We start from the raw sequence: 12,283 nt of genomic DNA, 5'->3' as shown, positions 1-12,283 counted from the left end.
GTGGCCCGATGCAGGCTGACCTAGCAATCCTTCTGCCCGAAATCCTCTTGTCGGCTTTCGCACTGGTGGCGCTGCTTGGCGCCGTCTACACCGGCAAGGACAAACTGGCCTCGGCGCTGGTTTGGGTGACCAGCATCGTGATGCTGGTACTGGCCGCGATGATCGGTCTGGGTGATGCAACCACCCAGGTCGCTTTCGACGGTACCTTCGTGAACGACGGCTTTGCCCGCTTTGCCAAAGTCGTCATTATGGTTGCGGCCGCAGTCGTCCTGATCATGAGCCAGGAATACATGCAGCGTCGCGGCATCCTGCGCTTTGAATACCCGATCCTCGTCTGTCTGGCGTCGGTAGGGATGATGGTCATGGTTTCCGCTGGCGACCTGATCTCGCTCTACATGGGTCTCGAACTGCAATCGCTGTCGCTCTATGTCGTCGCGTCGCTGCGTCGTGACAGCGTGAAGTCGACCGAAGCCGGTATGAAGTACTTCGTGCTTGGCGCGCTCAGCTCGGGTCTGCTGCTCTATGGTGCATCGCTGACCTACGGCTTCTCGGGCACCACTTCGTTCTCGGGCATCATCCAAGCGGTTCAGGGCGAGCATCTGTCGCTCGGCGTTCTGTTCGGTCTGGTGTTCATCGTGTCCGGTCTGGCGTTCAAAGTGTCTGCGGTTCCGTTCCACATGTGGACCCCTGACGTTTACGAAGGCTCTCCGACCCCCGTCACCGCGTTCTTCGCCACCGCGCCCAAGATGGCTGCGATGGGTCTGTTCGCCCGCGTCATGCACGATGCCTTTGGCGGTGCCGTTGGCGACTGGCAGCAGGTCATCGCGTTCCTCGCGGTTCTGTCGATGTTCCTTGGTTCGATCGCTGCGATCGGTCAGTCGAACATCAAGCGTCTGATGGCATACTCGTCGATCGCCCACATGGGTTACGCTCTGATGGGTCTGGCGTCGGGTACCGCGCTGGGTGTGGAATCGATGCTGGTTTACATGGCGATCTACGTCACCATGAACGTCGGCACCTTTGCCTTCATCCTGTCGATGGAGCGTAACGGCCAGCCTGTCACCGACATCCTGTCGCTGAGCAGCCTGTCGAAATACGCGCCCGGTCGTGCCTTTGCCCTGCTGGTGCTGATGTTCAGCCTTGCTGGCGTGCCCCCGATGCTAGGCTTCTTCGGTAAACTGTACGTTCTGCGTGCCGCTTACGAAGGTGGTCTGGCGTGGCTGGCAGTTGCCGGTGTGGTCGCCTCGGTGATCGGTGCGTTCTACTACATCCGCATCGTTTACTACATGTACTTCGGCGAAGAGACCGAGGAACTGGACACCCCCCGCAACCCCGTTCTGTCGGGTTTGCTGGTGGCGTCGGCTGTGATCATGATCGCGGCAGTTGTTCTGAACCTCTTTGGCATCGACGGTGCCGCAGCGTCTGCTGCCGCGTCGCTGGTCAACTGATGATCGCGGGCCAGAGTGCATGAGCGGCTGGCCCGTTGAATACGCAAGGCGGGTGCTGTCCCGAGTGGACAGCACCAACGCCGAAGCGGCGCGGATCGCGCCCGAACTGATCCAACCCACATGGATATTGGCCCTAGAGCAGACCGCAGGTCGCGGACGGCGGGGCAGGGTGTGGGAAAATCCCAAAGGTAATTTCGCAGCGACTCTGCTGCTCAGGCCGAACGAGGCGCCGCATCTAATGGCACTGCGTTCGTTTGTGGCGGCCCTTGCCCTGCACGAGGCCTTTGTCACCGTTTCCGGCCGCCCCGAGGCCTTTGCGCTGAAGTGGCCCAATGACGTGCTGCTGAACGGCGGCAAGGTGGCGGGCATCCTCTTGGAGTCCGTTGGTGTCTTTCACGGGGTCAGCTATCTGGCGGTGGGCATTGGCGTGAACCTGATCGGCGCACCTGATCCCGCGGTGCTGGAAGAGCGCGCTGTGCGCCCCGTATCGCTGCTGTCCGAGACCGGCGCCCACGTCACCCCCGAGGAATTTCTGGACGTTCTGGCGGGTGCCTACGCGGCCTTTGAAACCCAATTCACAACCTATGGCTTCGAGCCCATCCGGCAGGCGTGGCTGGCCCGCGCGGCCAAGCTTGGCGAAGTCATCACCGCTCGCACCGGCAACACCGAGCGGGTCGGCACATTCGAGACTTTGGACGAACACGGCAATCTGGTGCTGCGCACCGCGCGGGGCCGCGAAGCGATCCCTGCCGCCGACGTCTTTTTCTAAGAGGAACAGGATATGCTCCTTGCGATCGACTGCGGGAACACGAACACCGTGTTCTCGATCTGGGATGGCACTGAATTCATTGCCACCTGGCGCACCGCCACCGAACACCAGCGCACCGCTGACCAGTATTACGTCTGGCTGACCACCCTGATGAAGCATCGCGGGATCGAGGCTGACATCACCGATGTCATCATCTCGACCACGGTGCCGCGCGTGGTGTTCAACCTGCGCGTCTTTGCGGATCGGTATTTCAACACCCGTCCGCTGGTTGTCGGCAAACCCGGCTGCGATCTGCCCGTTGACGTGCGCGTCGATCCGGGCACGCAGGTCGGCCCCGACCGTCTGGTGAACACCGTGGCCGGTTTCGACAAATTCGGCGGCGATCTGATTGTGGTGGATTTCGGCACCGCGACCACCTTTGACGTGGTGGATACGGACGGCGCCTATATCGGCGGCGTCATCGCCCCCGGCGTGAACCTGAGCCTCGAGGCGCTGCACCAGGCGGCTGCGGCATTGCCCCACGTGGACGTGTCCAAGCCCGATCGTGTAATCGGGACCAACACAGTGGCGTGTATGCAGTCGGGCGTGTTCTGGGGCTATGTTGGTCTGGTTGCGGGCATCACCCAACGGATCAAGGCAGAAAGAGACCGTCCGATGAAGGTTATTGCCACTGGCGGGCTTGCGCCCTTGTTCCAGCAAGGCGATACGCTATTTGACGCTTTCGACGAATTTCTGACGATGCACGGCCTGACCGTCATCCACGAGTACAACAAGGATAAGACGCTTGAGCAGTGAGAGACTGATCTACCTTCCCCTCGGTGGCGCGGGGGAGATCGGGATGAACGCCTATGTGTACGGCTACGGCCCCAAGGATAACGAGCGCTTTATCCTCGTGGACCTTGGCGTGACGTTCCCCGACATGGACACGACCCCCGGCGTGGATCTGATCATGCCGGACATCGCGTGGCTCGAAGAGCGCAAGAACCAGCTCGAGGCGATCATTGTCACCCACGCCCACGAGGACCACGTGGGCGCGGTCGGTCACCTCTATAACCGCCTTGGCGCGCCGATCTATGCGCGCGCCTTTACCGCCGCGATTGCCCGCCACAAGGTCGCTGAATATGGCATCCACGAAGGTGCGGTGCGCACCGTTTCCGCGTGGCCCGAGCAGATCGAACTTGGGCCGTTCAAGGTTGGCTTCGTGCCGCTGTCGCACTCGATCCCCGAAAGCTCTGCTTTGGTGATCGACACGCCTGCGGGCCGGATTTTCCACTCGGGCGATTTCAAGATCGACGCGACCCCCGTGGTCGGCGAACCCTTCGACGCCGAGATGCTGGCCGAAATCGGCGCTTCGGGCGTGCGCGCTCTGATGTGCGACTCGACCAACGTGTTCAGCACCGCTCAGGGGCGCTCCGAAGCAACCCTGAAGCCCAACCTCGAAGAGCTGATCCGTTCCCAGAAGGGGATGGTGGTTGCCACGACCTTTGCCTCGAACATCGCGCGCCTGCAGTCGCTGGCCGAGGCTGGTCAAGCCGCTGGTCGCTCGATCTGTCTGCTCGGCCGTGCCATGCGCCGTATGGTAGAAACCGCGGTTACCACGGGCATTCTGACCAACTTCCCCACGACCATTCCCGCCGAGGATGCCGTCAGTATTCCGCGCGATAACCTGATGCTGATCGTGACCGGTTCGCAGGGCGAACGCCGTGCCGCGACCGCTCAGTTGGCGCAGGGCAAGTATCTGGGTCTGACCATGAAAGAGGGCGACACGTTCCTGTTCTCCTCGAAAACCATTCCGGGGAACGAGCGTGGCGTGATCCGCATCATGAACCAGTTCTCGGAAATGGGTGTGGATGTTGTCGATGACGCGGGTGGTCTGTATCACGTGTCCGGTCACGCCAACCGTCCCGACCTGATGACCATGCACGATCTGATCAAGCCGCAGATGCTGGTCCCTATGCACGGCGAACACCGTCACCTGCGCGAGCACGCCAAACTGGCGACCGAGCGTGGTTATCAGGGCATCGTCGCCGTGAACGGCATGATGATCGACCTGACCGGCGATCAGCCCAAGGTGGTCGAGTACATCGAAACCGGCCGCACCTATCTGGATGGCTCGGTTCAGATCGGCGCGATGGACGGCATCGTCCGCGACCGTATCCGCATGGCGCTGAACGGCCACGTGACCGTCACCGTCATTCTGGACGAAGAGGATGATCCGCTGGGGGAACCCTGGTGCGAGCTGAAGGGCCTACCCGAGATGGGCCGCAGCGGCGCGCCCTTGGCCGATGTTCTGGAAGAGGATCTGTCCCAGTTCATCGGGCGGGCAGGGGCCAAAACCCTGACCGACGACGACGCCCTCGAAGAGGGGCTGCGCCGCGTGGCTCGCAAGACAGCGCTGGACGAGATCGGCAAAAAGCCCGAGGTCACCGTGGTGATCAGCCGTCTGGCCTAAGATTTCGGGTCGCCTTCGGGCGGCCCTTTTCATTTCCGGTGATCCGGCCATGAAAAAAGCGCCTCCTTTCGGGGGCGCTTTGTCATTTTCAGCGGTAGCTCTGGATCAGAGGCCGGCTGCGCGGCGCTCGTCAAAGCTGAGGGCGATAAAGCTGGGCAGGTGGTCGCCCATGCCGACGATCACGCCGCGGCCCTTGTTGCTTTCGCCCACGTGGTCAGCGGGGCTGTCGCCACGCTTGCGGCCACGGCTCGAGGACGAGCGGCTGCTGGAGCTGCTGCGCTTCTCTTCGGGCTTGGCGGCGCGCTCTTCGGGGGCCTCGCGGGGCTCGGCCGAGGCCTTGCTGCGGCTCGACGACGAACGGCTGGAGCGACGGCTGCTGCTTTCGCGGGGCTCGGGCTCGGGTTCGTTGGCGATCGGGTTCTCGAGGCGGTCGATCTGTTTCTGGATCAGTGCTTCGATTGCGGCCAGGTTCTTTTCATCGCGGGGTTCGCAGATCATCACGGCCTTGCCGTCACGGCCCGCGCGGCCGGTCCGGCCAATGCGGTGAACATAGTCCTCGGCGTGGGTGGGCACGTCGAAGTTGAACACGTGGGTTACGCTGGGAACGTCCAGACCACGGGCGGCCACATCGGACGCCACCAGGAATTTCAGCTTGCCCTCGCGGAAATCGTCCAGAGTGCGGTTACGCTGGGACTGGTCCAGATCGCCGTGGATCGGAGCCGCGTCATAGCCGTACTTTTTCAGCGACTTCGACACGATATCCACGTCGGTCTTGCGGTTACAGAAGATCACGGCGTTCTGCACGGTCTCGCCTTCGGCGTCGATCAGACGGCGCAGCAGCAGACGCTTGCGGGTACCGGTCTTGTCGCGCTTGGCGCCTTCGAAGATGCAGACGCTCTGGGCAATACGCTCGGACGCGGTGGCCTGACGGGCAACCTCGATCTTGGCGGGGGCCGACAGGAAGGTGTTGGTGATGCGCTCGATCTCGGGGGCCATGGTCGCCGAGAAGAACAGGGTCTGACGGGTAAAGGGCGTCAGGCTGAAGATACGCTCGATATCGGGGATAAAGCCCATGTCCAGCATACGGTCGGCTTCGTCCACCACCATGATCTGCACGCCGGTCAGCAGCAGTTTACCGCGCTCGAAATGGTCCAGAAGGCGGCCGGGGGTGGCGATCAGAACGTCTACACCCTTGTCGATCAGGGCTTCCTGTTCCTTGAACGAGACGCCGCCGATCAGCAGGGCCTTGGTCAGTTTCAGGTGCTTAGTATAGGTGTCAAAGTTCTCGGCCACCTGAGCCGCCAGTTCGCGGGTCGGTGCCAGAACCAGAGAGCGCGGCATCCGCGCCCGTGCACGGCCTTTGGCCAGCATGGTGATCATCGGCAGCGTGAAGCTGGCGGTTTTGCCTGTGCCCGTTTGGGCGATACCCAAAACGTCGCGCCCTTCGAGGGCGGGGGGAATCGCTCCGGCCTGAATGGGGGTCGGCGTTTCGTATCCGGCCTCTTCGATGGCTTTCAGGACTTTGGGGTCGAGCGACAGGTCAGAAAATTTCGTCATGTGTATCCGTGGTTTACGGACGCGATCTGGCCCGTAGCGGTTAAAGGGGGTGCAACGTCGCACCGACGCCCCCCGGTAGGGGCAGTTTCCGAGGGCGGGATAGCCGAAAAAGCCTTTGCGGTCAATGAGAGCGGCGTTTTACGCCCAATCTGGCCCGAATTGGCGCTTTCGGGCGCCCCTCAGGTCCAGTTTACGCATCTGTAGGCGGCCGTATCGCTCCAGCCGTTCCCGCAGGGCGGGGGTGGCCAGACAGACCTCTTCGAAGAAGCCGCGCAGGGCCTCGTCGCCGCCGTGTTCCTCGATCATGTCGAAAAGCTGGTTCAGGTTCAGCGCGTCTGGATCGGGCTTGGTGCCGGGGGGCGCAACGGGCGGCGCCAGTTCCGCGCGGTACGATCCCTTGCGGCGGCGATAGGTCAGGCTTTTGCGCCACTGGTCCCACGTGTGGGCATGCATGTGGCACAGGGTCAGGTCGGGCAGCTCGGCCTCTCCGGGGTTGAGGGTGCCGTTCTGTTCGACGTTGTGGATTTTGACCATCATGTCGGGCTGGCCCGTGCGCACAGCCATTTTCCCCGCCAGATGGGACAGGAAGCCGCCGTTCAGAAAATCCCCGTAGGTGGGGTAAATATCCCGAGTCTCGCGGCGGCGCTGATCCCATTCCAGCGCGGCAGATTTAAAGGGGGTCACGCCCTTGGGCAAATCCTGCCCTTCGGTGGACAGGGCCTCTAGCGGGCGAATGCGGGCACAGAGCGCCGCGTCGGGCAGGGCGGCCAGTTGATCACGCACGTCCCGCTCTGCCCACAGGAATTCGTCCACGTCGATATGGATCAGCCAGTCGACGTTGTTGTGCATATAGGCCCATTTCGCGTTGGCGAACTGGCGGGCCTGATGCATGGGCGGGCGCTGGTGTTCCTCTCGGGGGCGGCGCATCCGCCAGTATTTCTCGTCGCACTGGATGATCTTGACGCGGGGATTGCCGGCCAAGGCCTCTTCGGCGCGGGGGCAGGGGGTGTCCAGGTAAATGTGCAGTTCGTCCACCCCCAGTTCCAGATGATGGGCGGCAAAGCTGATGATCTCTTTGGCGTTGGCCTTGATCGTGGCGACGATGCCCCAGCGGGTCATGTTCCGCGCTCCTCTCGGCGGGCAATGCGTTCGCGCATCGTCTGGATGCGGCGGAAGACGGTGCCATTGTCTCCGTTCAGCATCTCCAGCAGATGGCAGGCCAACGGCGCGGTCACCGGATCGGCCCCCGCATCGCGCCAGAGCGGCGCCAGCATGTTGAAATCCAGCCCCCCGGATTTGAGCGAGAAATCGTCCATTTCCATCGGCAGGGGCACCTTGGCCCGTTTGCCCATGCGGTAGGGCTCGGCGGGGTCTGTGCCGCCAAAGGTGCGCTCGAATTCATATAGCTTCATCATCGAAAACAGCAGGCCAAGGGTCGCGCCCGTGCGCCGCTGCGCCTCGGTCTGGCCATGATCGGCAAAGGTCTGGAGCGAGGATACCAGCCAGCGGGCATTCAACTCGGCGATCAGGTGATCCGCGTGCTCTGCCCAAATCCGGCAGAAGAGGGCCGGCGCATGGTCCGGCCAACTGCGCCGCCGCAAATGGGCGATAAGCAGGGCGTTCAGATGCGCCAGTTTCGAGGCCCCCGCCAGTTCGACCGCCAGCGCATGGGCCTTGAACCCGAAGCTGGAGGCAGGCTTGACCAAGGGCGCGGCCGGATCGGGCATCCGCCGCGCGGCCAAGTCCGCCAGATCGCAGTCCAGCGGCGGCAGGCCTTCGCCCTCGCGCGCGGTCAGGGGATCGCGGCGCTCTTCCCAGCGGGCGTTAACCCCTTCGAAACCATCAGGATATGTAAGCTGTTTGACCATGTCCGCATCGTGCTGCGGGCCGCAAGGCGGCGCAAGCCCTCGTTTGCAGTGGGGGCCGATTTTCCCGCCCTCAGACCAGAGACACCAGCATTTCGCAGAATGCCTTCTCGTCATAAAGCTGCCCGCTGCCCTCGGCCAAGGGCAACCGCACACAAGGAATCCCGTAGTCCAAGGTAACCGCCGCACAATCGCTGACAGGCACCGAAACATCGCAGATCACATGGGTCATCAGCGCCTTGGCGGGCACCTCATGGCCCGCATCTGCACGCAACACCTTGATCAGCGCGCCGACCTGATCGCTCAGGGTCATGCCGTGGCATTCGGGGTCATTCCCCAGACTCGGGACATAAATCTTGGGCACGTTGGTTTCGGCAATCTCTTGGCCCACCCGCGCGGGCAGCAGGTTCGCCGCCACACTGGAATAGAGGCTACCGGGCGGATAGCAGATCAGATCGGCCTTGCGGATCAGGCGCTGGTTGCGCAGGGGCAAAACCACCTCTTCGGGGGGAACCTCGCCCGTGTCGTCCGCCAGAAACAGACGGCGAATGCGGGCCTTGGGGGCAGGAACCTCTTTGCCGGTGATCTCCTTTTGGCCGATCACGACACTGCCGTCCTCGTATTCCGCGCCGATATGCAGGTTCACATCGACCACAGATCGTACGGTGCCCAACACGTCCATCATCTTGGACATCATGAACAGCACGGGCTCCAGCAGACGCTCGTTCCCCAGATAGCCCCCCGCCAGCACCAGATTGCCGACACTGCCCTTGGCATAGTCGAAATCCACCGGCGCATTCTGCGCAAAGGTCTGCAAATGGGACACCACCAACATCCGCATGGGCTGGGGCACCGCCCGCACCAAGGGATGCTCGCCCGAAAGCACTTGCTCGACCTCGCATTCCAGCGCGTCAGGGCACCCCTCCAGCCCGAAGCGGTGCGAGAACAGGCGCACGATATCGGGCTGCCCCAGATCGGTCTCCTCGGCCAAGGCCATGAGCCTGCTCCGCAAATCCCCCACCGCAGGCATGCCAAAGGCCTTGCGCAACACCTCGGAACTGCCGCCGCTGTCAAATGGCGTGATCAGATGCGCCGAGTTGTGGGTATAGCGCTTCAGCTGCCGCGAAATCCCGTTCAGCGCACTGCCGCCGCTGAAAAACAGCAGCCTTGGCCCACGGTGCGGCGCACTCAGACAGCGCGCGACCCGCAGCTCGTCCGGCACGGACGCCCTACGCTGGATGGTGATGGTTTGCATGAAGCGACGAACCCGTATTCAAAGTAACAAAACAATCCCGAAACCCTAAAGCCGCCCCGCGCACCGCGCAAGTGCCGGAAAGCCAGCAAAAAGCCCGCCCCGAAGAACTCGGATGCGGGCTTCATCTTGGTCCAAATACCCTCGCCGAAGGCATCGTGGCGCCGCAAGGCGCCGCGACATCAGACCATCATTTCCTTGGTGGCGGTCAGCTTCAGCTCGGGGTGGTCGCGGACCACGCGGTCGATGTCCCACTGCATACGGGTCAGGTACACAACGTCCCCATCGTGGTCGTACGCGATGTGCTGCTTGTTCACGTTCACAAACTTTTCGACATCGGCCTTCTCACCGGCAACCCAGCGGGCGCTGGTGAACTGGCTGGCCTCGAAACGCACGGGCAGGCCGTATTCCAGCTCGATCCGGCTGGCCAGAACCTCGAACTGCAGGGCGCCCACAACGCCGACGATAAAGCCCGAGCCGATGTTCGGCTTGAACACCTTGGCCGCGCCTTCTTCGGCGAACTGCATCAGCGCCTTTTCCAGGTGCTTGGCCTTCATCGGGTCGCCCGCGCGGACACCTTGCAGAAGTTCCGGCGCAAAGCTGGGGATGCCGGTCACGCGCAGGGCTTCGCCCTCGGTCAGGGTGTCGCCGATGCGCAGCTGGCCGTGGTTCGGAATACCGATGATATCGCCGGCCCAAGCCTCTTCGGCCAGTTCGCGGTCAGCGGCCAGAAACAGCACAGGGTTCGAGATCGCCATCGGCTTTTTCGAACGCACGTGGGTCAGTTTCATCCCGCGCTTGAAGTGCCCGGAGGCCAAGCGGATGAACGCCACGCGGTCGCGGTGCTTGGGGTCCATGTTGGCCTGCACCTTGAACACGAAACCGGCGACTTTGTCCTCGTCGGGGCCGATCTGGCGGGGTTCGGCGGACTGGGGCTGGGGCTCGGGGCCGTAGGTGCCGATCCCGTCCATCAGTTCCTTGACGCCAAAGCTGTTGATCGCCGAGCCGAACCAGATCGGGGTCATGTGCCCCTCGAGCACCGCTTGGGGGTCCAAGGCAGGCAGCAGTTCACGGGCCATCTCGACCTCTTCGCGCAGCTTCTCTAGCAGCGCGGCGGGGATGTGCTGGTCCAGCAGCGGATCGTCCAGCCCCTGAATGTTGATCGACTCGGCGACCTTGTTCCGGTCGGCGCGGTCCATCAGTTCCAGACGGTCGTTCAGCATGTCATAGCAGCCCAGAAAATCCCGACCCATCCCGATCGGCCAGCTGGCAGGCGTCACGTCGATGGCAAGGTTTTCCTGAATCTCGTCAATGATTTCAAAGGTGTCGCGGCTTTCCCGGTCCATCTTGTTACAGAAGGTCAGGATGGGCAGGTCGCGCAGGCGGCACACTTCGAACAGCTTCTGGGTCTGGCTTTCCACACCCTTGGCTCCGTCGATCACCATCACGGCCGCGTCCACGGCTGTCAGGGTGCGATAGGTGTCCTCGGAGAAGTCCGAGTGACCGGGAGTATCCACCAGATTGAAGCGGAAGGTCTTGAAATCGAACGACATCGCCGATGCGCTGACCGAGATCCCGCGATCCTGTTCCATCTTCATAAAGTCGGAACGGGTGCGGCGCGCTTCGCCCTTGGCGCGGACCTGACCGGCCATCTGGATCGCACCGCCGTACAGCAGGAATTTTTCCGTCAGAGTCGTCTTGCCGGCGTCGGGGTGCGAGATGATCGCAAAGGTCCGGCGGCGGGCAATTTCAGGGGGCAGGGCGGGGCGGTTCGATGATGTATCCAGCATGGCCTGCGCATACAGCGCCGCCGTGGTTTCGGCAAGCCTGCCTTGGATATCCTAGCCCGATGAAGCGCTGCGGATCAGTTTCAGGATGTCGGGGTTGCGCAGGACGCTTTCGGGGACTTCCATCGACTGGGTGGCGCTGGCCGCATTGGTCGCGGCGTCGCCCACGCTCTGGATGATGTCCTCGGGCAGGGCGGCCTCGGTCCGCAGATCCAAAAGCAGGGTCTCGGCGGCGATGCCTTCGGCATAGATGATCTGGTGTTCGTCAAAGAGCAGCTGGAAATAATCCACAAAGCCGCCCTCGCGCCAATGGATGGTGTCGCCGTTCACCAGATGCCGCGCCTTGATCAGCACTTCGGAGCGGCCGGTCCCAAGACGGTCTTGCCGCTGATAGATAAAGAGCCGGTGTTCAGGGCTGACGATCAGGTCGTGTTCGTTGTTCAGGGTGCCCGCGGTGATCACGATGGGCGCAAAGGCCCCCGCTGCGCGCACAGTGGTCTGGCCGATCCAGCGGATCTGCTGGATGCCGCTGTCGCGTGTCAGAACGCGGTCGCCGACCTTCAGGGTTTCGATCGGGGCCTGCTTGCCCGATGCCAAGGTGATATGGGTGCCGCGCGAAAACGCCACACAGGCCACTTGGGCCAGTTTTTGGGCAGCATCGTCCTTGGAGATACCAACCAGCGTGTAATCATCCCCCGGAACCAGTCGCGCCAGCGGCAACAGGTACACCTCTTGCACGTCCGAGTCGGGGTCCAGTTCCACCAGAATCAACGCCTCGGTCGTGTCGCCACGGGGGGACATCAGGGTGATGCAGCTGTCCAGAACCGTCAGATTTCCGGCGGTCCCGACCTCGGTATCCGGGGCGATGGTGGCGCGGGCGCGTTCCTGCGGCAGGATCGACAGACGCTGCGGCGCCCCTTTTTCAAGGCAATATACATCGTCCAGCGTCAGATCATCGGCAAAGGACAGCGTGTCGCCCATGTTCGCACCGGACACCACGAGGAACTGTTCGCTCCGGAAGACGGGCAAACTCTGCGGGGGCAGGGACGTGGCGCGGGGCGTATTGCCCATGGGTGGTTTCCTTTGTCGTTCTTGTGATTACTTATTCAAGGAATGAGGGCGAATCTAGGTCAGCTTTAGGATGGAAGCGGAC

The 12,283-nt window shown here is 62.6% G+C and carries 10 protein-coding genes; 4 read left to right on the top strand and 6 right to left on the bottom strand.

The window, feature by feature from the left end:
* Positions 1-8 precede the first annotated feature (8 nt).
* The 4 genes from nuoN to HJ536_RS10930 are packed head-to-tail and all read left to right on the top strand — an operon-like array spanning position 9 to position 4,669.
* Entirely contained in the window at positions 9-1,448 is a 1,440-nt protein-coding gene (nuoN, locus tag HJ536_RS10945) for an NADH-quinone oxidoreductase subunit NuoN (protein ID WP_177157727.1), read from the top strand.
* A gap of 19 nt (positions 1,449-1,467) precedes the next feature.
* On the top strand, positions 1,468-2,217 hold the full coding sequence (locus HJ536_RS10940) for a biotin--[acetyl-CoA-carboxylase] ligase (protein ID WP_177157726.1): 750 nt from the start codon (positions 1,468-1,470) through the stop codon (positions 2,215-2,217).
* Between the two features lie 12 nt (positions 2,218-2,229).
* A complete protein-coding gene (locus tag HJ536_RS10935; RefSeq protein ID WP_177157725.1) occupies positions 2,230-3,012 on the top strand; it encodes a type III pantothenate kinase in 783 nt (260 codons plus the stop codon).
* Complete coding sequence (locus HJ536_RS10930) at positions 3,002-4,669, top strand: ribonuclease J (protein ID WP_177157724.1); 1,668 nt, start codon at positions 3,002-3,004, stop codon at positions 4,667-4,669. Before HJ536_RS10935 ends, HJ536_RS10930 begins: the two co-directional genes overlap by 11 nt.
* Before the next feature lie 105 nt (positions 4,670-4,774).
* Here HJ536_RS10930 and HJ536_RS10925 read toward each other — a convergent pair whose 3' ends face one another.
* The 6 genes from HJ536_RS10925 to HJ536_RS10900 form a co-directional block, all read right to left on the bottom strand.
* Positions 4,775-6,226 (bottom strand): DEAD/DEAH box helicase, encoded by a 1,452-nt coding sequence (locus HJ536_RS10925; RefSeq protein ID WP_177157723.1) that lies wholly within the window; start codon positions 6,224-6,226, stop codon positions 4,775-4,777.
* Positions 6,227-6,364: 138 nt separating this feature from the next.
* Positions 6,365-7,345 (bottom strand): glycosyltransferase family 2 protein, encoded by a 981-nt coding sequence (locus HJ536_RS10920; protein WP_177157722.1) that lies wholly within the window; start codon positions 7,343-7,345, stop codon positions 6,365-6,367.
* Positions 7,342-8,094, bottom strand: a complete 753-nt coding sequence (locus HJ536_RS10915) for a hypothetical protein (protein ID WP_177157721.1) — start codon at positions 8,092-8,094, stop codon at positions 7,342-7,344. The genes HJ536_RS10920 and HJ536_RS10915 overlap by 4 nt, the downstream gene beginning before the upstream one ends.
* Positions 8,095-8,164: 70 nt before the next feature.
* Positions 8,165-9,346 (bottom strand): GAK system CofD-like protein, encoded by a 1,182-nt coding sequence (locus HJ536_RS10910; RefSeq protein WP_177157720.1) that lies wholly within the window; start codon positions 9,344-9,346, stop codon positions 8,165-8,167.
* 179 nt (positions 9,347-9,525) lie between these two features.
* On the bottom strand, positions 9,526-11,133 hold the full coding sequence (locus tag HJ536_RS10905) for a peptide chain release factor 3 (RefSeq protein WP_176853808.1): 1,608 nt from the start codon (positions 11,131-11,133) through the stop codon (positions 9,526-9,528).
* A 51-nt stretch (positions 11,134-11,184) separates the two neighbouring features.
* Positions 11,185-12,201, bottom strand: coding sequence for a Hint domain-containing protein (locus HJ536_RS10900; protein ID WP_176853807.1), 1,017 nt, complete (start codon positions 12,199-12,201; stop codon positions 11,185-11,187).
* Positions 12,202-12,283: the final 82 nt, after the last annotated feature.

This window comes from Donghicola mangrovi, from assembly GCF_013377535.1.
Classification (GTDB): Bacteria; Pseudomonadota; Alphaproteobacteria; order Rhodobacterales; family Rhodobacteraceae; genus Donghicola; species Donghicola mangrovi.
The sequence above is the reverse complement of the archived record's forward strand: the minus strand, read 5'-3'. Positions and strand labels throughout refer to the sequence as shown.